The following is a 20,717-nucleotide window of genomic DNA, read 5'->3' as shown; positions in this document are numbered from 1 at the left end:
AACACATTTCCGTGGATTACTTTGACATCTAGATAAAAGAATTTGACTCAAAGGGGGCAAGGCTGAATTGTGGCTGGCAATATGTCGCGGTCGGACAAAAGAGACCGCAATTCAGGGAGGAAGACAATTGAAAAAACAGCTAGGACAAACGGGTCGCGGTAGTGTCGCGAGTTTGGTGGAAATTCGAGGACGGCGTAATCTCCGGGTGCATCGAAGCCACCCAACCGGCGGCTGGAACCGCCAAGGAGATCACGCCATGACAAAGAATACAGCAACATCGACATCCGCGCTACTGGCCAATGAAGCAGGCTATGACCCGATTGAAGACCGGCTGCGCCAGAACATCCGCGCGACGATCGAGGCGGTTTTCGAAGAGGAGCTGGAGCAGTTTCTGGGCCGTTGCCGGTATGGCCGCAGCGGCGGGGCAAAGGCCGGATACCGCCACGGGCATCGCGAGCGGCAACTGGTCGGAACATTTGGAACCGAAACGGTGCGCGTGCCGCGTGCGCGGATCACAGGCGAGGCCGGCAAGGCCAGAGAATGGCGCTCGAAGGCATTGCCCCGCTACCAGCGGCTGACGAAGAAGGCCGAGGCGCTGATCGCTGCTGTCTACCTTTCGGGCACCAACACACGGCGGGTAAAACGCGCCCTGTTCGGCCTGTTTCAGGGGGCGGTCAGCAAGGATGTGGTGAGCCGCGCCTGGCGCAAGGTGAAGGTGGACTGGCAGGCGTGGTGCGCCCGCAGCCTTGCGGATGAAGACATCGTGCGGCTGATCCTGGACGGCACCGTGATCAAAACGCGGATTGACAGGAAGGCCACCAATATCTCGGTTCTGGCCGCGATTGGCGTGCGCCGGGATGGGCAGAAGGTCTTGTTATCACTGATGAACATGGGCGGCGAAAGCACCTCCGCCTGGCGTCAGTTCATCAACGATCTGGATGCGCGCGGGTTGAAACGGCCCGAATTTGTCATCGTGGACGGGGCACCGGGACTTGAGGTCGCTCTCATTGCCCTCTGGGGTGAAGATCTGCCGATCCAGAGGTGCACGGTGCACAAGCACCGCAACCTTCTGGCCAAGGCACCCAAGCGTATGCATGATGAGTTGACAGAAGATTACCGCGACATGATCTACGCCAAAACACCCGAGGAAATCGCCACCCGCCGCAAGGCATTTCTGCGAAAATGGCGGCTGAAATGCAAGGCCGTCGCTGACAGCTTGGAAGAAGCAGGAGATAAGCTTTTCACCTTCACGCGTCTGCCACAAGGCCAGTGGAAATCGGCCAGAACGACAAATGCGATCGAACGCCTGAACGAGGAATTCCGCCGCCGCATCAAGACCCAGACCGTGCTGCCATGCGCCGAGACCGTGCCGATGCTGCTTTGGGCTCTGATGGCCTCGGGGCAGATCGTCATGCGAAAGGTCGATGGCTGGGAAACGCTCGCTCAGCCCGTCGCCGACGCAACCCTTGACCAAGCCGCCTGACCGGCGCATAACTCAACCCGCTCGGAGGTGCCTGAAATCAATTTCCACCACTTTCGAGACACAACCCGGGTCGCCGTTTAGGGATGACGCTTACAACAGCAATGATTTTGGCATCACCGGCGATGGCAACCGAAGGGATGTTCGCACTGGGGTTCAGTACAAATCAACGGGCGATGGGGGGCACGGGTGTTGCCTATGGCTACGAGGCCATGTCGGCCACGCTGAACCCGGCCAACGCCGCAAATGTGGGGCACGAGATGCAATTCGGGCTGGATATCTTCAGTCCGAACCGTGGTTTCACGATGGGCGGGCTGCGCGTTGAAAGTAACTCGAATTATTTCCCGGTACCGAATTTTTCCTATAACAAGCCGTTGGACAACGGAAAAGTGTTCAATATTTCGGTCTATGGCAATGGGGGCATGAACACGGATTACCCCGCCCCGGTGTTTGGAGCGACCCCGACGGGCATTGATCTGAGCCAGATGTTTATTTCGGCAACCTATGCTGGGAAATCGGGCAACCTGTCTTGGGGGATTTCACCAACTTTAGTCATCCAAACATTCCGTGCAAACGGACTACCGTTCGGTTCGGGTCGTGACTGGTCCTATGGTGGTGGGTTGCGTGCCGGTATCGTTTATGAGGCCTCACCACAGTTGAGTCTGGGTCTGTCGGCCAGTTCCAAGATGAACATGACGAAGTTCGACAAATACGCAGGCTTGTTCGAAAATCGCGGCGAATTTGATATTCCCGGATCGATTACGGCAGGGCTTGCCTATAAGGCGAATTCAAAACTGACGATGATGCTGGATGTGCAGCGGATTTTCTATTCCGGTGTGGATGCGATTTCAAACGCAGTAAATGCGGGGCCATTCGGTGCCCCCGGTGGTGCCGGTTTCGGCTGGGACGATATCAACGTTCTTAAACTGGGTATGGAATACAAAGCCAACGACACGATGACATGGCGTGCAGGGTATGCCTATTCGGAAAATCCGGTTGGGCCCGAAGATGTATCGTTGGGTATTCTTGCTCCTGGTGTTGTAACCCATCACCTGACAGTTGGCGGCACCTATTCGTTCAACCCCAGCAATTCAATTGATTTTGCAATCGAATATGCGCCAGAGAACACTGTAACAGGTGGCCCGATCACGCTTGATATGAGCCAGTTCAGCGTTTCGGTGGGTTGGACACGCAAGTTCTAACATCGTTTCAAGATGGATGTGATTAAGGGGGCGTCTAATTGGCGCCCCCTTTTTCGCGTTGGACACAGTGGAAAAACCCTGCCTCCGTTGATATACGTCATTTCAAGCGCCATATGAGTCTGGCACTGTCGTTCGATACCGCTTTCACAAAGGATGCTTTCCGATGACCGCTCCCCGCAATTTTGACATCGTTATTATCGGCGCAGGCCCCGCAGGCCTGTCCCTTGCCCGCACCCTGTCGGGTAGCGGTTTGCAAATCGCGATTGTCGAGATGCAGAGCGAGGCCGTGCTGGCCAATCCGCCCGAGGACGGGCGCGATATTGCGCTGACGCATACGTCGGAAAAGCTGATGAAAGATCTGGGCATGTGGGCGCATATCCCCGAGGACCAGATCGGCACCATTCGCGACGCCAAGGTGGTGAATGGCAAATCGCCGTTTTCGCTGCATTTCGATAGTCGCGGATCGGGGGCGGATTATCTGGGGCGGATTGTGCCGAACCATTTGATCCGGCAATCGGCATATAAGGCGGTTCAGGATCAGCCAAACCTGACCCTGCTGTGCGAAAGCGAAGTGGTTTCGGTTGCCACCAACACCACCGAAGGCACCGTCGGTCTGGCCGATGGCACCACGCTGACGGCGGCGCTGGTTGTGGCGGCAGACAGCCGTTTTTCCGGTACACGTCGCAAGATGGGGATCGCGGCCAACAGTCTGGATTTCGGCCGTGTTGTGATTGTCTGCGAGATGGAGCACGAGTTGCCCCATGAGGACACCGCGACCGAGTGTTTCTTTTACGACCAGACGCTTGCGATCCTGCCGATGTATGGCAATAAATCCTCTGTGGTTGTGACGCTGCCTACGGCCAATGCCGATGCGGTTCTGAATATGGCACCCGAGGCTTTTGCCGCGGATATTGCCCAACGGTTCGGCGGCAAACTGGGTAAGATGACTTTGGTCACCAAACGCCACCCTTATCCATTGGTCGGGGTTCTGGCCAAGCAATTCGTCACCACCCGTTTCGCGCTGGTGGGGGATGCGGCTGTGGGGATGCATCCGGTTACCGCGCATGGGTTTAATCTGGGTTTAAGCGGGGCCAAGCTGTTGTCCGACCAGATCGAGGAAGCCGTGCGCAATCTGACCGATATCGGTGCTATGACAGGTCTGAAACGCTATGAATCGGCACACCGTCGGGCGGTGCTGCCGCTGTATCACGGCACCAATGCGCTGGTGAAACTGTATACCGACACATCGGTTCCGGCCCGCCTGTTGCGGGATGTGGCGCTGCGGGTGGGGAATTTCCTGCCGCCGGTCAAGAAGCGTATTCTGCACCAGCTGACCCATATCGAACAGCACGCCAAATAGGGCTTGAGCGCACGGCATCGGGCACCTAGTTTGAAAGCATGTTCTTGTAACGCAGGAGAGTTATTGTGCGCCTGATCCTTCGGTTTATCCTAGTTGTATTTATCCTGATCATTGTAGGGGTGACGGCATTGCTGTTCATGCCCGGTGACAGGATCGCCAAATTCGCCGAAGACCAGTTCGAGGCCGCGACAGGCCGGCAGATGGACATTACAGGCGATGTGCGCACCTCGATCTATCCGCTATTAGGGGTCCGGACAGGGCCGGTGACGATTGCCAATGCCGACTGGGCCGGTGGCGAGCCGATGTTGCGGGCCGAAGGGCTGAGCATCGGGGTGGACCTGATGGCGCTGTTCGGGGGAGACGTGAAGATCAAAAAGGTCGAGGTGATCTCGCCGACGATCCTGCTTGAGGTTGCCAAAGACGGGCGTGCAAATTGGGAGATGACTCCGGCAGGGGCCACTGCGGCACCGGCGGGGGCGTCATCGGGCGGCGGTGCCATTCCGGCGTTTACGCTGGGGCGTGGCTTGGTGCGGGGCGGCAAGCTGACCTATATTGATCATGCCAGCGGCGAAAAGACGGTTCTAAGCGATCTGGATATCGATCTGCATCTGCCGGATTTCGCGGGGCAGGGGGATATATCCCTGTCCACACGGATGCACGGCCAGGCGATTGCGCTGGACACAACTGTTGCAAATTTCGGCAAGTTTCTTAATGGCGGCGTAAGTGCACTTACAGCGTCGATCAAAACTGGCGGCAGCACAATCGCCTTTGACGGCAAGGCCGGTATTTCACCCTTTGCGGCCGAGGGGAAAGTGGATGCCGATCTGGCGGATATGGCCGCGCTATTCGGAGCGCTGGGGATGGACGCACCGGACCTGCCCAAAGGCATGGGGCGCACGGCGAAACTGTCGGGGGATGTGACCTATACGGCGCAGGGCACTGCGCATTTGCGCAACGGGGCGATTAGTCTGGACCAAAATGTGCTGACCGGTGCGGTTGACGTTTTCATCGCCGGTAAGGAGCGCCCGCTTGTGAAAGGCCAATTCAAGGCCGATGCGCTGGATTTTTCGGTTCTTGCGGCCAGTGTGGATAATGAAACCGGCGCGGCGGTCGAGACCTCGACAGGTTGGCCAAAGGATGTGATCGACGTTAGTGCGTTATCAACGGTGGATGCCGATGTCGGGTTGGTTGCCAATGCGATTGATCTGGGCACGGTCAAGCTGGGCCCGTCCAGTGTGGCGGTGAAACTGGACCGGTCGCGGGCGGTGTTCGAGTTGCACAAGGTGCAGGCCTATCAAGGGGTTGTCAGCGGCCAGTTTGTAATGAACGGACGCGGCGGGCTGTCGGTCGGTGGTGATCTGAAGGTTGCCCATATAGCGATGCAGCCTTTGCTGATGGATTTGGCCGATTACGAGCGATTGATTGCTGTTGGTGATCTGCGGGTTAAATTTCTGGGGGTTGGCAATACGGTTGATGCGATTATGCGTAGCCTGTCGGGGGATGGGTCGTTCACTTTGGGACAGGGGGAAATTCTGGGCCTTGATCTGGCAGGAATGCTGCGAAATCTGGATGCGTCCTATCGTGGCGAGGGGCAGAAGACGGTGTTTAATTCCATTGGTGCCACCTTCACGATGAAAGACGGGGTATTGTATAATGACGATCTGTCCTTTGTGGCCCCGCTGGCGCGGGCGGATGGTTCCGGAGAAGTGGGGATCGGCACACAGACGCTGAATTACCGGATCAATCCTGTGGCCTTGGCGGACGAGGATGGAAATGGCGGTATCTCAGTTCCAGTGCTGATTACCGGCACATGGGCCAACCCGAAATTCCGGCCTGACCTGAAAGGGCTGATTGACCAGAATCTTGCAGACGAGAAAGCAGCGTTGGAGGCCAAACTTGCCGCCGAGAAAGCGGCAGCTCAAGCGCGGTTAGACGCCGAGAAGGCGGCCTTGCAAGAACGGCTGGATGCTGAACGGGCGGCGGCTGAACAGCGGGCGAAAGATGCGCTGGGGTCGAGACGCAGGACGGCGAAAGCATCGAGGATGCGGCAAAGCGCAAGCTGGAGGAAGAGGCCAAGCGGGGGTTGCTGAATTTGCTGGGGAATAATTAGGGCAATCTGCACAACCTGAATGGCGGATAAGGCGTTGGGATAAATGCTGAAAACGGCTTCTTAAAAGAACCACTAAACCGGTTTAGTGGTTCTTTCGTCCAACTTGGAAATATCCGGAATATCCAACAAAAAACCCGCAGGTTATTCCTGCGGGTTTTTTGTAATCTCAATTGAATGGCTGCGATAATCAGCGCCGGCGATCTCGGCGGGCAGACATCGGCTGGAAGGCCACGCCAACATGTGCTTCGCAATAGGGCTTGCCCGGTTCCGATGGCAGACCGCAGAACCAGAATTCGTCGGTTGCCGGATCGCCAATCGGCCATTTGCAAGTGCGTTCGGTCAGTTCCATCAGGCCGATCTTTTTGGCTTTCTTTTCCACTTCGCGCACGGTGGCCAGCGCTTCGGGACTGATTTCGTTTGCCGAAGGTTGTGGCGGCAAGGGTTGGCCGGCCGGAATGATTGCCTTGCGCGGGGGCAGGACAGGTTTTGGCGCCGCATTGGCGGGCGCGGCTTTCGGTTTGGCTTTGGCCGCCGGTTTGGCAGTGCGGGCGGCGGCAGGTTTTGCCGCGGCTTTCGGTTTGGCCCCACCCTTGCTGCCGCTGGTAGCACGGTTGGACAGGCCAAGGCGGTGCACCTTGCCGATCACGGCATTACGGGTCACGCCGCCCAGTTCCTTGGCGATCTGGCTAGCGGATTGGCCTTCGCCCCACATTTTGGTCAGCGTTGCAACGCGTTCATCTGTCCAGGACATCTGTTTTCCTTAACTGAAAATGGCCGTGGCGCAGGCAGGCTTGCCCCGTTCCAACGACCACTCTGGTAGAATTCTGTTGCTGGCATTATATACGGCCCGTGCGCAGGATACAAGCGCCATGGTGTCAGGTGGACTCTTTGGGTTTGGTTAGTCGTTCCAGACGTAGCCGGTCGCGCTCATCCGTCAAGCGCCAGACCGAGCCGAATGTCGCTGCCAGCACCCCCAGCCCCGTTGCCCCGCCAATCAGGAACATCACCAGAAGCTGGTATTTCACCGCTTCGGTCGGGTCCACGCCGGACAGGATTTGACCCGTCATCATGCCGGGCAGGGATACGATGCCGACCGCGCCCATGGCATTTATGATCGGCATGAAACCCGAACGCAGGGCGCGGCGCAGCACGGGGCGCAGGGCGGACCAGCGGGTTTGGCCCAGAAGCAGTTGCGCCTCGATCGACACCCGTTCGCGGCTGATGCCTGTGTGCAGCGCGTCCAGCGCCAGCGATATGCCGTTCATCGTGTTGCCCAGCACCATCCCCAGCACCGGCAGGGCAAAGCGTGGCGTCCACCACGGGTCCGAGCCTATCATCGTGGTCAGGGCAATCACCGTGATCCCCGCCCCGGCAAAGGCCATCGCCCCCGTGCCGATGCCAAAGCCCCAGAGGCCGCGCAGTTTGCGGTCCTGCCGTGCCCAGACCTCGCGGCCCGCGAACAGCACCATTGATGTGGCAACCAGCAGGGTCAGCCACGGAGAGAGGATCGAAAACAGGCTTTTCAGCAGCAGCCCGACCAGTATCAGTTGCACCACCATACGCACCGCGGCGATGGCCAGTTTGCGTTCCAGCCCAAGGTGCAGCCACAGCGACAGCAGCCCGTTGATCACAAGGAAGATCGAAGCCAGCAGCAGATCGGTGTATGTCAGGGCGATATAGCTGCTCATGCGGCCACCTGATGCAATTGGCCATCTTCCAGATGCAGGATACGGTGGGCCAGCCGTTTGGCCTGTGCTGCGTCATGGGTGACGATCAGGATGGCGGTGCCTTTGTCCAGTTGCTGTTTCAGCAGGGCTTCGATTTGCAGGGTGGTGTTATGGTCCAGCGCTGCCGTGGGTTCGTCCAGCAGCAAAACCTTTGGGTTGCCCTCCAGACAGCGCAACAGGGCAAGGCGGTGTTTTTCGCCGGTCGAGAGGCGGGCGACCTCCCATTCCATCGCGGTTTCGGGCAGGCCGACAAGGGGCAGTTGGCCGCGTATCTTGTCCGGCGCCTGAAAATGCGGGGCGACATGATCCAGCCACCAGCCGCTTTCGGCTGGCAGCATGGCGACGGTTTTGCGCCAGTCGGGTGCGGGCACATCGGCGCGGATCACATCGCCGGCCTGCACCTGTCCGTCGTTCGGGTCCAGATCGACAATCGCGCGCAGCAGCACCGATTTGCCGGTGCCGGACGGCCCCGTGATCGCCACACATTCCCCCGCGCCCACGCCAAAACTGACGGGGCCGATCATCAGGCGGGTCAGGGCACGCACCTTCAGCAGGGGATTTTCGGGGTTCACAGGTGGGCAATCCTTCGCTAAGACGTTCCCCATGATTAAACGCCCGAATATCGCCCAGTGCAACCGACGCCGACGCTAATCTAGCATTTTCGGCCCGCCGGGTCGTGTTTAATCCCGTGCCATGCGGCACACCTCTTCCTAAAATATTGACATGCCCCCGGCTTTGCGCCACCCAAGGGCTTCTTCTAAAGGAACTTTGCTATGATACCCTCTGTTTTGCCGACTTATAACCGGGCACCCCTTTCTTTCGTCAAAGGCGAAGGTAGCTGGTTGATCGAGGCAGACGGACGCCGATTTCTGGATTTCGGTGCAGGCATCGCGGTGAATGTTCTGGGCCATGCACACCCCGCTTTGGTTGGCGCGCTGACCGATCAGGCGCAAGCGCTTTGGCACACGTCGAACCTCTATGAAATTCCACAGCAACAGGCGCTGGCCGACAGGCTGGTTGCGGCCACATTCGCCGACACCGCGTTTTTCACCAATTCCGGCACCGAGGCTTGCGAATTGGCAATCAAGATGGTGCGTAAATATTGGTTCGAAAAGGGCCAGCTCGAGCGGGTCAAGATTATCGCCTTTGAAGGCTCGTTCCACGGGCGTTCGGCGGCAGGGATTGCCGCTGCGGGGTCCGAGAAGATGACCAAAGGCTTTGGCCCCCTATTGCCGGGCTTCGTGCAATTGCCGTTTGGTGATCACGAGGCATTGGCGGCGGAGATGGATGACACCGTGGCGGCGGTGATTGTCGAACCTGTTCAGGGCGAGGGCGGTATCCGCCCGTTGCCGGATGCCTGCCTGAAGGGCTTGCGCGATGCCTGTGACGAGGTGGGCGCGTTGATGGTGCTGGACGAAATCCAGTGCGGCATGGGGCGCACCGGCAAGCTGTTTGCCCATGAATGGGCAGGCGTTGCGCCCGACATCATGCTGGTGGCCAAGGGCATCGGCGGGGGCTTTCCGCTGGGCGCGCTGCTGGCAACCGAAGATGCCGCATCGGGCATGACGGCGGGCACGCATGGCTCGACCTATGGCGGTAACCCGCTGGCCTGTGCGGTGGGAAATGCGGTGATGGAGATTGTTGCCACCGATGAATTTCTGGCCGATGTGAACCGCAAGGCAGGCACCTTGCGCCAGTCGCTGGAAGGGCTGGTTGCATCACACCCCGATGTGTTCGAAGCTGTGCGCGGTTCCGGCCTGATGCTGGGGTTGAAATGCAAGGTGCCCAACATGGATGTGATCAACGCGGCCTACGGGGCCGAAGTATTGATTGTGCCGGCGGCGGATAATGTGGTGCGGCTTTTGCCCGCGCTGAACATCCCCGACGAAGACATTGCCGAAGGTGTTGCGCGGTTGGACAAGGCGGCAAGCGAAGTTTCCAAAGGATTGAAATCATGAACCATTTTCTGGATATTCACACAACTGATGCTGACGCCTTGAGGGGCATGATCAATCAGGCACGCGACATGAAAGAGGCCCGCAAAGGCCTGCCCAAGGGCACGCCGGACGCGGAACAGCCGTTGAAAAACCGCATCGTGGCGCTGATTTTTGAAAAACCGTCAACGCGCACGCGGGTTTCCTTTGACGTGGGCGTGCGGCAGATGGGCGGTGAAACGCTGGTGCTGTCGGGTGCCGATATGCAGTTGGGCCATGGCGAAAGCATCGCCGACACCGCGCGGGTTCTGTCGCGCTATGTGGATATGATCATGGTCCGCACCTTCGAGGAATCCGTGTTGCAGGAGCTGGCCGAATACGCCGATGTGCCGGTGATCAACGGGCTGACCAACCGCACGCATCCCTGCCAGATCATGGCCGATGTGATGACGTTTGAGGAACACAACGGCCCGATCAAAGGCAAGAAAGTGGTCTGGACGGGGGATGGCAACAATGTCTGCGCCTCCTTCCTGCATGCGGCGGGGCAGTTCGGGTTCGACTTCACCTTTGCCGGACCGCCGTCGCTGGATCCCGAAGCCGAATTCGTGGACCTTGCCCGCAGCAAGGGCGTGAATGTGGTGATTGAACGGGACGCCGAAAAGGCGGTGCAGGGGGCCGATCTGGTGGTGGCCGATACCTGGGTTTCGATGCACGACAGCCAGTCGACCCGCCAACGCCGCCACAATCTGTTGAAACCCTATCAGGTGAACGACCATCTGATGGAGCAGGCCAAGGATGACGCCCTATTCATGCACTGCCTGCCCGCGCATCGGGATGAAGAGGTGACATCATCAGTGATGGACGGTGAAAAGTCGGTGATCTTTGACGAGGCCGAGAACCGTCTGCATGCGCAAAAGGCCGTGATGCGGTGGTGTCTGGGGGTTTAGAGCGCATCCAGTTGGGCGCGAATTAACCCTGCCTTTACCATGACCGTGCGAAGGTGCGGTCATGTCAAACTATCGCCGCGCCCGTGTGACCGGAGCCAGTTATTTCTTTAGCGTGAACCTTGCCCGTCGGGGCGGGGATCTGTTGGTCGAGCGGATTGACGATCTACGGGCGGCATTTTTGGCCACAATGGCCGAGCGGCCGTTTGTGTGTGACGCGATGGTGGTTTTGCCGGACCATATCCACGCGGTCTGGACGTTACCCAAGGGGGATGCGGATTTTTCCACGCGGTGGCGATTGATCTAAGGGCGGTTCTCGCACCGGATTGGCATGAAAGCACCGCAGCGTCCAAGTTTGGTGGCAAAGCGGGAAAAGGGCATCTGGCAGCGGCGGTTTTGGGAGCATTTGATCCGTGATGAACGCGATTATCGAAATCATGTGGAATATTGTTGGGGCAATCCGGTGAAACACGGGTTTGTCGAACGCGCTGTGGATTGGTCTTATTCGTCAATCCATCGGGAAATTGCACGCGGGATGGTTTCACCGGAGTGGGGTGGCGATCTGGAAACAAAACAAAGCGCCTGAATTTGGGCGATGGTGTAGGGTGGGCGGTTCTGTGGCGCAGCCGCAGGTTCGCCCACCGTTTGTGATTGTTCAGAATGGTGAGCGAACCCGCGCTTGGGCGCGGAACCGCCCACCCTACCTCACAAACTTCTTGAACTTCACCCGCTTTGGCTCCAGCGCGTCTGCACCCAACCGGCGTTTCTTGTCCTCTTCATAGTCCTCGAAGTTGCCCTCGAACCACTCCACATGCGCGTCGCCCTCAAACGCCAGAATATGCGTGCAAATCCGGTCAAGGAAGAACCGGTCGTGCGAGATGACAACAGCGCAGCCGGCGAAATCGACCAAGGCGTCTTCGAGCGCGCGCAGGGTTTCGACGTCAAGGTCATTGGTCGGCTCATCGAGCAGCAGCACGTTGCCGCCCGACCGCAGCAGACGGGCCATATGCACGCGGTTGCGTTCACCACCCGACAGCATGGCCAGCTTTTTCTGCTGATCGCCGCCCTTGAAATTGAACGCCGAGCAATAGGCGCGGGAATTCATTTCGGCGTCCCCCAGCATAATGATGTCCTGACTGTCGGTAATCGCCTCCCACACAGTCGCGTTATCGTCCAGATCGTCGCGGGATTGATCGACATAGGACAGCTGCACCGTGTCACCGTATTCCACCGTGCCGGCGTCCGGTTTTTCCTGCCCGGTCAACATCCGGAACAGTGTGGTTTTACCCGCACCATTGGGGCCGATCACCCCGACAATCGCGCCGGGCGGCAGGGAGAAGCTGAGGTCTTCGACCAGAAGTTTGTCCCCCATCGCCTTTTTCAGCTCCTCGACCTCGATCACTTTGTTGCCAAGGCGCGGGCCGTTGGGGATGATGATCTGCGCGCGGCCCATTTTCTCGCGCTCGGACATGTTGGCCATGTCGTTATAAGCGTTGATACGGGCCTTGGATTTGGCGTGACGGGCCTTGGGGCTGGCTCGCATCCATTCCAGCTCGCGCTCCAGTGTTTTCTGGCGGGACTTATCCTCGCGCGCCTCTTGCGACAGGCGTTTGGCCTTTTGCTCCAGCCAGCTTGAATAGTTGCCTTCCCACGGGATGCCCTGACCGCGGTCCAGTTCCAGAATCCACGAGGTAATGTCATCAAGGAAATAGCGGTCATGGGTGACGATCAGGATGGTGCCCTTGTAATCCATCAGGTGCTGTTGCAGCCAGGCGATGGTTTCGGCGTCAAGGTGGTTGGTTGGTTCGTCCAGCAGCAGCATGTCGGGCGCTTCCAGCAGCAGCTTGCACAGGGCAACGCGGCGCAGCTCGCCGCCCGAAAGGGTCGAGACATCGGCGTCATCGGGGGGGCAGCGCAGGGCCTCCATGCTGACGTCGATCTGCGCATCCAGATCCCACAGGTTCTGCGCGTCGATCTCGTCTTGCAGCTTGGCCATTTCGTCGGCGGTTTCGTCCGAGTAATTCATGGCCAGTTCGTTATAGCGGTCCAGAATGGCCTTTTTGTCGGCCACGCCCAGCATCACATTGCCGCGCACGTCCAGCGACGGGTCCAGTTGCGGTTCTTGCGGCAAATAGCCGATTTTCGCGCCCTCGGCGGCCCATGCTTCGCCGGTGAAATCTTTGTCGATCCCAGCCATGATCCGCATCAGGGTGGATTTACCCGAGCCATTCACCCCGACCACGCCGATTTTCACGCCGGGCAGGAAATTCAGCCGGATGTTTTCAAAGCATTTCTTGCCGCCGGGATAGGTTTTGGACACGCCGTCCATAAAGTAAACGTATTGATAGGCTGCCATGGGGTGCTCCTGAATGGGAATCTGGTGTTGAAGGCTTTGATACCCAACCAGACGCCGCTGGGCAATCATTTGAATAGCACATCTCGACGAATTGCCGATCATCCGGTATCCATGCTGTGGTCCCACCGGTGATGCGGGGTTTATGGGGCAACGCTCTGGGAGGAATGATTATGAAATATTTTTCTTTGCTGTTTATGCTGTGCTTTTTGCCATTACAGGCAAATTCGCAGGTTATCAACTATGAAGCTGACGGAAATCTGGCGCCGACGCATAAAGTGGGTTGTGTCCCGTTAAAGGATGCTCGGCGCGAGTATACTCCTGCCGATCTGGCGGTGGCTGTAGTGAAATGCGCCGACAGAAAAGATTATGATACTGCGGTTGATCTGTTCATCCTGATGCAACTGCGTGCGGCTTATGATACCAAGCGGGTAAAGGACCGTACGGCGCATCAGGCCGGCGACGTATTGGGGATAAATATCAGGAATACGCTGGGGTCAACGCGGCTAAAGAAACTACAAGCGGCATTTAATAAATTCGGGGGGAACAATTCCCCTCGTCACAAGGCATTCTGCGCTCTGATGAAACGGCAGGGACCACCGAAATATCATCCGACTTATATGATTCAGCATGGCATTACAGCCTTTACCGGTCGTGAGGGAAACGGGCTGGTCAGAGGGTTTCGTCCGCAAAAGGTATGGCGTGACCTGCTGAAAGGCTACATGAAATGTTCGTAAAGCCTGCAAGGTCGGAAACCGGATGAGCGACAAACTTCCATTCGCAGCCGCTGGCCAGCGCATCGGCCTGCTGGGCGGATCATTCGACCCGCCGCACAGGGGGCATGTGCATATTTCCAGGGCGGCGTTAAAGCGGTTCAATCTGGACCAGGTGTGGTGGCTGGTGTCGCCGGGCAATCCGTTGAAACAGGATGCACCCGCGGCGATGGAGAAGCGGTTGGCGGCCTGTCGGGCGATCTCGGACCATCCACGGATCAAGGTGACGGATTTCGAGGCGCGGGTAGGGACGCGGTATACCGCTGAAACCTTGCAGGCGATATTTGCACGGCGGCGCGGTGTAAAGTTTGTCTGGCTGATGGGGGCGGATAATCTGCCGCAATTCCATCGCTGGCAGCACTGGGAATGGATTATGGAAAACGTGCCCGTCGGGATAATTGCGCGACCCGGTGACCGGACGTCGGCGCGGATGTCCAAGGCGGCCAAGCGGTACGAGGGGTATCGGTTGCGTGGCGCGCAGGCGGGGATACTGGCGGATAGCCCGCCGCCTGCGTGGTGTTTCATCAATGTGCCGATGGTGGATGTGTCCTCGACCCAGATACGGGCGCGGGGTGGGTGGATTAAATAGCCACATGCATTGGCGGAAAATGGCCGTAATCTTTTGATATAAAACTATGGTTTACGCAATAAGTTGATTGGCTAACCCTATGGTTTTTTGCCACTTATCATATTGCACGCGATAGCAATTTAGCAATGAAGTCTTGTCATGCGGTGGATACATCATTTGGCAATTTCAAGGTGAATAAAAAAATGAGTAAGAATTTGATTGCGGCGGCGGTTCTGGCAACAGCCGGAATGGCGGCGCCGGCATTTGCCGACACAACGCTGCATGTATTCCTGTGGGATTCGTTAGAAACAATGGATATGGTGGACGACCACATCATCGGTAACGATGATGACCGCTCAACTGATGTGATGGGCGTTACTGTTAACACGACAGTCATTCCGGCAGGCAAGGTAACCTTTGAAAGACCTCTGCATGAGGCCATGGCTTTCGGTTGAAGCAAGATTTCGGCCGCCCACCTTGCGCCCCTGCGGGTCCGGCGGACAGACGGGTGGCGGGGTTTGGGGCTATGCGATTGCGGGGGTTTGCGGGTTGAGGGTGATCCTGTTTGCGGCCTTGAGCAGGTTTTGCGCGATGGCGGCCATGACCATCTGGGCATGCACCCTGGCGCGCCCGAAATATCTCGCCCGCTGCAGGCCGAAGAGGCGTTTCATCGTGCCGAAAGTCTGCTCGATGCGGAAGCGGCGTTTCGAAATCAGCCGGTTGAAGCGTTTCTCCGATTGCCGCAGGGGGCGGCCGCGCGCTGCCTTGCGCAGGATGCCGTCGCGGTATTTGCCGCGCAGCATCTGGCGGTTGGCCTTGCTCGCATAGGCCTTGTCGGCCAGCACCCGCTGCGCCTTTGCGCCCGCGATCATGGTGGCGAATTCGGGGCTTTCGGCGGCATTGGCGGGCGTGGTGTGCACCTTGTCGATAAAGCCCTCTTCGTCGCAGCGGGCAAAGCCCTTGTAGCCGAGCGTGCTCTTGCGGCCCTTCTTGACCCAGCGGGCATCAGGGTCGGCGCTGAAATGCAGCTGTGCCCCGTCGGGTGAGACCTCGGGCGGATCATCCGGCGTCCCTTCCCTTGCCCCGTCCTCTGCCCGGTCCTCTGCCCGGTCCTGCGGGGCGTCGATATGGGTGCGCGGGCGCGCCGCCGCCGCGATCAGGGTCGCATCAATGATCGCCGCCTCAGCCTCTTTCAGCTTCAGCCCATGCGCCTCGATCTGGCGGCAGACCTCGGCCAGCAGCTCATCGTAAACGCCACCCCGGACCAGCGCATTGCGGAACCGGCAGTGGGTCGTCTCATCCGGCACCGACGCGTGCAGATCGAGCCCGCAGAACAGCATGAAATCCAGCCGCACCTTCAAGGCCCGCTCCAGCTTCGGGTCGCTCAGCCCGTGCCACTGGCCAACCAGAAGACACTTGAACAGAACCAGCGGATCATAGCCCTGAGGCCCGATCCCCGAGCGCCCCAGACCGCGCCGCAGGATCGGCAAAAACGAGTTCCAATCCATCAGCGCGTCGATCTTCGACAGAACGTCATCCGCGCCGATCCGTGCCGCCGCTTCGTGCAGGAAAAGGTCCATCTATTCACCCCAGAGATTTCCCGGCTAGCTTACCAAAACGGCCAACCCGGGGGAATCCCGATGTTATGCAGAGGTCTTCTGAATATAGCGTGCCATTGCCACCAAACGAGCCATCCCGAATCCCGGTATCCCGGATATATTTACTTTGAACAAACCACCCCGGAAGGGGGATGGCGCATTCAAAAAGAATTTAGGGTTTGCAGCGAGTAACCTGTTCACCGTATTTCAATGAATACAGATTGCACCGGTTTGGCATGTGTCGTCATACCCCATATGGGGTAAACAATGATAATATTACAAAGACCTCTGCATAACATCGGGATTCCCCCGGGTTGGCCGTTTTGGTAAGCTAGCCGGGAAATCTCTGGGGTGAATAGATGGACCTTTTCCTGCACGAAGCGGCGGCACGGATCGGCGCGGATGACGTTCTGTCGAAGATCGACGCGCTGATGGATTGGAACTCGTTTTTGCCGATCCTGCGGCGCGGTCTGGGGCGCTCGGGGATCGGGCCTCAGGGCTATGATCCGCTGGTTCTGTTCAAGTGTCTTCTGGTTGGCCAGTGGCACGGGCTGAGCGACCCGAAGCTGGAGCGGGCCTTGAAGGTGCGGCTGGATTTCATGCTGTTCTGCGGGCTCGATCTGCACGCGTCGGTGCCGGATGAGACGACCCACTGCCGGTTCCGCAATGCGCTGGTCCGGGGTGGCGTTTACGATGAGCTGCTGGCCGAGGTCTGCCGCCAGATCGAGGCGCATGGGCTGAAGCTGAAAGAGGCTGAGGCGGCGATCATTGATGCGACCCTGATCGCGGCGGCGGCGCGCCCGCGCACCCATATCGACGCCCCGCAGGACCGGGCAGAGGACCGGGCAGAGGACGGGGCAAGGGAAGGGACGCCGGATGATCCGCCCGAGGTCTCACCCGACGGGGCACAGCTGCATTTCAGCGCCGACCCTGATGCCCGCTGGGTCAAGAAGGGCCGCAAGAGCACGCTCGGCTACAAGGGCTTTGCCCGCTGCGACGAAGAGGGCTTTATCGACAAGGTGCACACCACGCCCGCCAATGCCGCCGAAAGCCCCGAATTCGCCACCATGATCGCGGGCGCAAAGGCGCAGCGGGTGCTGGCCGACAAGGCCTATGCGAGCAAGGCCAACCGCCAGATGCTGCGCGGCAAATACCGCGACGGCATCCTGCGCAAGGCAGCGCGCGGCCGCCCCCTGCGGCAATCGGAGAAACGCTTCAACCGGCTGATTTCGAAACGCCGCTTCCGCATCGAGCAGACTTTCGGCACGATGAAACGCCTCTTCGGCCTGCAGCGGGCGAGATATTTCGGGCGCGCCAGGGTGCATGCCCAGATGGTCATGGCCGCCATCGCGCAAAACCTGCTCAAGGCCGCAAACAGGATCACCCTCAACCCGCAAACCCCCGCAATCGCATAGCCCCAAACCCCGCCACCCGTCTGTCCGCCGGACCCGCAGGGGCGCAAGGTGGGCGGCCGAAATCTTGCTTCAACCGAAAGCCATGGCCTCATGCAGAGGTCTTTTACAAATATTTCTCGATAAGCGGAATGATTTCCGGCCATTTCAGGAAGAAAACCAATTGGCCGGCATCTTCATAAGTGTGAAAATTTATCCACGGGTATTTTTCCTGAAATTCGCGCAGGGTTTGGGCGGGAACTTGCGGGTCTTGCAATCCGTTCAGATAATGCACCGGAACCGACCCCTGAAGGTTCTCTAGAACCGGCGCCCAATTGGTCGTTTCCTGCGCGATGACCTCCATCGCAAAAGATTTGTGGGCGCTGTGTGTCTTTGACAGGCAAACCTCGGATCCGCAGACCATCGCCTCGAAAACCTCGGGGTTTTCAAAGGTTGCCACATCCGCGTCAGAGCCACCATAGACCGCATGCACAAAGCCGCGTTTTCCCAACCGGCGGGCCAGCGAAAACCCCGCTTTGACCATAAAAGGCAACAGATGGGGGGTATATCTGGCCCCTGCCAGAATGAATCGGTGCCATTTATCCATACGTTCATATTGTGCGGAGCGGTCCAGCGGGAAAGTCCCGGAACAGGCGATAACAGCGCTGATACGTTCAGGGTGGGCTTGATGGAAATAGGCGGAATAAAACACGTCCGACCCCAAGGATACCATCGGGCAGCGGTCAATTTTCAGATGGTCCATCAATTGTACAAAATCATTCGCGATGGTTGGTCCCAATTCCTTTTTCTTCGGAAAAGGCGAGGAATTCCCGTATCCGGGGCGCAAGGGGACGATGATTTTCAGACCCCTTTTTGCAGCCGTGGTTTCGGCCGATGCAGGCCAGCGCACCAATCCATAGTCCTGGGGTAAAAAGAACAGCGGGCGCCCCTTGGGATCACCCAAAATCAGGTAATCCATTTTCCGCCCGTCCCGCAGGGTTAGCACATGAAAGGGGCGCGGCTCCAGATTATGGGTGCCTGTGCTTTCGCCCGAAACCTGTGCAGCGGTGTCTTCGGTGTAACTGGCGATGTCCATCATCGACAGGGTCAGGCGGACCAGTTCGGTTTGCGAACGGGTTTCGGTTTTGCCCAGAACCGATTTCAGTTGCGCCCGTACCGTATCCACAGACCGCCCGCGTGCATCTGCGATTTCACGCAGGCTTTGACATTCGGCAAGCCCGCGCACCACGCCGGTTTCCGCAGTTGTCAGGCCAAAGGCGGAATTCAGCAAGGTGTCAAACCCCTCGGGCCAGCTGACTTCGGATGTGATCGCAACCACCAGAGGAGGCTCGTTTTCCTGCCGCAGGGTTTGCAACTGGAACACCACCAAACGGTTGTTGTCTGTCATACGGGCGCGAAATACGGCAGCCGTTTCGCTATTGCTCATCAGCATGGCGGCGGCCTGTTTTTCCAGTGCGGCCAGATCATCCGGCTCTATGGGCAGATCAGACAGCTTGTCGCCCTTTTCCACCCCAAGTACCTGTTCGGCAGGATAGTTTACATCAACAATCCGCAAATTCCGCCCAATCAGGAATGCTGCGGCTTTGTCCACATTCGACAAATGGTTTTCGGCAGACGGGTTTTCATCAAGTTTCTCCAAAAACCTGTCGGCGCGGGTGAAATGGCTGACATATTCCGCATCCAGATCAACATTGACCAAGGTGCCGTTCGCGCCTTTGCGCAAAGGCCGGATCATGTCTTCCCAATGGTCCAGTAGTTCCTCGTAACGGGTGGGGTCCATGGCCACTTCGTACAGGCGGTCAATCACATCATCGCGGACACCGGGCGGAGTCTTGCTGTTGATTATACCCGTATTTTTGACCATGTCGCGCGTTACCCTATGCCCCCAAACCCCCCAGGTTGTGTCTCGAAAGTGGTGGAAATTGATTTCAGGCACCTCCGAGCGGGTTGAGTTATGCGCCGGTCAGGCGGCTTGGTCAAGGGTTGCGTCGGCGACGGGCTGAGCGAGCGTTTCCCAGCCATCGACCTTTCGCATGACGATCTGCCCCGAGGCCATCAGAGCCCAAAGCAGCATCGGCACGGTCTCGGCGCATGGCAGCACGGTCTGGGTCTTGATGCGGCGGCGGAATTCCTCGTTCAGGCGTTCGATCGCATTTGTCGTTCTGGCCGATTTCCACTGGCCTTGTGGCAGACGCGTGAAGGTGAAAAGCTTATCTCCTGCTTCTTCCAAGCTGTCAGCGACGGCCTTGCATTTCAGCCGCCATTTTCGCAGAAATGCCTTGCGGCGGGTGGCGATTTCCTCGGGTGTTTTGGCGTAGATCATGTCGCGGTAATCTTCTGTCAACTCATCATGCATACGCTTGGGTGCCTTGGCCAGAAGGTTGCGGTGCTTGTGCACCGTGCACCTCTGGATCGGCAGATCTTCACCCCAGAGGGCAATGAGAGCGACCTCAAGTCCCGGTGCCCCGTCCACGATGACAAATTCGGGCCGTTTCAACCCGCGCGCATCCAGATCGTTGATGAACTGACGCCAGGCGGAGGTGCTTTCGCCGCCCATGTTCATCAGTGATAACAAGACCTTCTGCCCATCCCGGCGCACGCCAATCGCGGCCAGAACCGAGATATTGGTGGCCTTCCTGTCAATCCGCGTTTTGATCACGGTGCCGTCCAGGATCAGCCGCACGATGTCTTCATCCGCAAGGCTGCGGGCGCACCACGCCTGCCAGTCCACCTTCACCTTGCGCCAGGCGCGGCTCACCACATCCTTGCTGACCGCCCCCTGAAACAGGCCGAACAGGGCGCGTTTTACCCGCCGTGTGTTGGTGCCCGAAAGGTAGACAGCAGCGATCAGCGCCTCGGCCTTCTTCGTCAGCCGCTGGTAGCGGGGCAATGCCTTCGAGCGCCATTCTCTGGCCTTGCCGGCCTCGCCTGTGATCCGCGCACGCGGCACGCGCACCGTTTCGGTTCCAAATGTTCCGACCAGTTGCCGCTCGCGATGCCCGTGGCGGTATCCGGCCTTTGCCCCGCCGCTGCGGCCATACCGGCAACGGCCCAGAAACTGCTCCAGCTCCTCTTCGAAAACCGCCTCGATCGTCGCGCGGATGTTCTGGCGCAGCCGGTCTTCAATCGGGTCATAGCCTGCTTCATTGGCCAGTAGCGCGGATGTCGATGTTGCTGTATTCTTTGTCATGGCGTGATCTCCTTGGCGGTTCCAGCCGCCGGTTGGGTGGCTTCGATGCACCCGGAGATTACGCCG

At 58.5% G+C, this 20,717-nt stretch carries 19 protein-coding genes; 12 read left to right on the top strand and 7 right to left on the bottom strand.

All coding sequences use genetic code 11. The annotated features are described in order from the left end of the window. The first annotated feature begins 256 nt into the window (after positions 1-256). From ACQY4M_RS21345 to ACQY4M_RS21330, 4 genes are all read left to right on the top strand, one after another. Positions 257-1,483: an IS256 family transposase gene (locus ACQY4M_RS21345; RefSeq protein ID WP_428539582.1), complete on the top strand. Its 1,227-nt coding sequence runs from the start codon at positions 257-259 to the stop codon at positions 1,481-1,483. A gap of 83 nt (positions 1,484-1,566) precedes the next feature. Further along, positions 1,567-2,682: an OmpP1/FadL family transporter gene (locus tag ACQY4M_RS21340; RefSeq protein ID WP_428548534.1), complete on the top strand. Its 1,116-nt coding sequence runs from the start codon at positions 1,567-1,569 to the stop codon at positions 2,680-2,682. A 163-nt stretch (positions 2,683-2,845) separates the two neighbouring features. Then, the gene (gene ubiM / locus ACQY4M_RS21335) at positions 2,846-4,042 is read left to right on the top strand and encodes a 5-demethoxyubiquinol-8 5-hydroxylase UbiM (protein ID WP_428548531.1); all 1,197 of its coding nucleotides are present in this window, start codon (positions 2,846-2,848) and stop codon (positions 4,040-4,042) included. Between the two features lie 65 nt (positions 4,043-4,107). Then, positions 4,108-6,132, top strand: a complete 2,025-nt coding sequence (locus ACQY4M_RS21330; protein WP_428548528.1) for an AsmA family protein — start codon at positions 4,108-4,110, stop codon at positions 6,130-6,132. Positions 6,133-6,339: 207 nt separating this feature from the next. On the opposite strand, the gene ACQY4M_RS21325 is transcribed toward ACQY4M_RS21330, so the two are convergent. From ACQY4M_RS21325 to ACQY4M_RS21315, 3 genes are all read right to left on the bottom strand, one after another. Then, on the bottom strand, positions 6,340-6,903 hold the full coding sequence (locus ACQY4M_RS21325; protein WP_428548525.1) for a GcrA family cell cycle regulator: 564 nt from the start codon (positions 6,901-6,903) through the stop codon (positions 6,340-6,342). Positions 6,904-7,027: 124 nt separating this feature from the next. Beyond that, a complete protein-coding gene (locus tag ACQY4M_RS21320) occupies positions 7,028-7,840 on the bottom strand; it encodes an ABC transporter permease (protein ID WP_428548522.1) in 813 nt (270 codons plus the stop codon). Further along, a complete protein-coding gene (locus ACQY4M_RS21315) occupies positions 7,837-8,451 on the bottom strand; it encodes an ABC transporter ATP-binding protein (RefSeq protein WP_428548519.1) in 615 nt (204 codons plus the stop codon). The genes ACQY4M_RS21320 and ACQY4M_RS21315 overlap by 4 nt, the downstream gene beginning before the upstream one ends. Positions 8,452-8,652: 201 nt before the next feature. On the opposite strand from ACQY4M_RS21315, the gene ACQY4M_RS21310 reads away from it, so the two are divergent. From ACQY4M_RS21310 to ACQY4M_RS21295, 4 genes are all read left to right on the top strand, one after another. Then, complete coding sequence (locus tag ACQY4M_RS21310) at positions 8,653-9,837, top strand: aspartate aminotransferase family protein (RefSeq protein WP_428548516.1); 1,185 nt, start codon at positions 8,653-8,655, stop codon at positions 9,835-9,837. Next, on the top strand, positions 9,834-10,760 hold the full coding sequence (gene argF, locus ACQY4M_RS21305) for an ornithine carbamoyltransferase (RefSeq protein ID WP_428548513.1): 927 nt from the start codon (positions 9,834-9,836) through the stop codon (positions 10,758-10,760). Before ACQY4M_RS21310 ends, argF begins: the two co-directional genes overlap by 4 nt. A gap of 61 nt (positions 10,761-10,821) precedes the next feature. Next, positions 10,822-11,064, top strand: a complete 243-nt coding sequence (locus tag ACQY4M_RS21300; RefSeq protein WP_428548510.1) for a transposase — start codon at positions 10,822-10,824, stop codon at positions 11,062-11,064. A 24-nt stretch (positions 11,065-11,088) separates the two neighbouring features. Next, positions 11,089-11,343, top strand: a complete 255-nt coding sequence (locus tag ACQY4M_RS21295; protein WP_428548507.1) for a transposase — start codon at positions 11,089-11,091, stop codon at positions 11,341-11,343. A 114-nt stretch (positions 11,344-11,457) separates the two neighbouring features. Here the strand turns inward: ACQY4M_RS21295 and ettA are convergent, their stop codons facing one another. Further along, entirely contained in the window at positions 11,458-13,113 is a 1,656-nt protein-coding gene (ettA, locus tag ACQY4M_RS21290; RefSeq protein WP_428548504.1) for an energy-dependent translational throttle protein EttA, read from the bottom strand. A 164-nt stretch (positions 13,114-13,277) separates the two neighbouring features. Between ettA and ACQY4M_RS21285 the strand changes: the two genes are divergently transcribed. The 3 genes from ACQY4M_RS21285 (at position 13,278) to ACQY4M_RS21275 (ending at position 14,906) form a co-directional block, all read left to right on the top strand. After that, positions 13,278-13,847 carry a hypothetical protein gene (locus ACQY4M_RS21285; protein WP_428548501.1) on the top strand — a complete coding sequence of 190 codons (570 nt, stop codon included), beginning with the start codon at positions 13,278-13,280 and terminating at the stop codon, positions 13,845-13,847. Between the two features lie 22 nt (positions 13,848-13,869). Next, positions 13,870-14,472: a nicotinate-nucleotide adenylyltransferase gene (locus ACQY4M_RS21280; protein ID WP_428548498.1), complete on the top strand. Its 603-nt coding sequence runs from the start codon at positions 13,870-13,872 to the stop codon at positions 14,470-14,472. A 143-nt stretch (positions 14,473-14,615) separates the two neighbouring features. After that, positions 14,616-14,906: a hypothetical protein gene (locus tag ACQY4M_RS21275; protein ID WP_428548494.1), complete on the top strand. Its 291-nt coding sequence runs from the start codon at positions 14,616-14,618 to the stop codon at positions 14,904-14,906. Positions 14,907-14,975: 69 nt separating this feature from the next. On the opposite strand, the gene ACQY4M_RS21270 is transcribed toward ACQY4M_RS21275, so the two are convergent. After that, entirely contained in the window at positions 14,976-16,031 is a 1,056-nt protein-coding gene (locus ACQY4M_RS21270; RefSeq protein ID WP_428542130.1) for an IS5 family transposase, read from the bottom strand. A 377-nt stretch (positions 16,032-16,408) separates the two neighbouring features. Here ACQY4M_RS21270 and ACQY4M_RS21265 point away from each other — a divergent pair, with 377 nt between their 5' ends. Beyond that, entirely contained in the window at positions 16,409-17,464 is a 1,056-nt protein-coding gene (locus tag ACQY4M_RS21265) for an IS5 family transposase (RefSeq protein WP_428542130.1), read from the top strand. Between the two features lie 103 nt (positions 17,465-17,567). On the opposite strand, the gene ACQY4M_RS21260 is transcribed toward ACQY4M_RS21265, so the two are convergent. Both ACQY4M_RS21260 and ACQY4M_RS21255 read right to left on the bottom strand, forming a co-directional pair. Further along, positions 17,568-19,325 carry a helix-turn-helix transcriptional regulator gene (locus tag ACQY4M_RS21260; RefSeq protein ID WP_428548491.1) on the bottom strand — a complete coding sequence of 586 codons (1,758 nt, stop codon included), beginning with the start codon at positions 19,323-19,325 and terminating at the stop codon, positions 17,568-17,570. A 99-nt stretch (positions 19,326-19,424) separates the two neighbouring features. Beyond that, the gene (locus tag ACQY4M_RS21255) at positions 19,425-20,651 is read right to left on the bottom strand and encodes an IS256 family transposase (RefSeq protein WP_428539582.1); all 1,227 of its coding nucleotides are present in this window, start codon (positions 20,649-20,651) and stop codon (positions 19,425-19,427) included. Between the last annotated feature and the right edge of the window lie 66 nt (positions 20,652-20,717).

This window comes from Profundibacter sp., assembly GCF_965277155.1.
GTDB lineage: Bacteria > Pseudomonadota > Alphaproteobacteria > Rhodobacterales > Rhodobacteraceae > Profundibacter.
The sequence above is the reverse complement of the archived record's forward strand: the minus strand, read 5'-3'. Positions and strand labels throughout refer to the sequence as shown.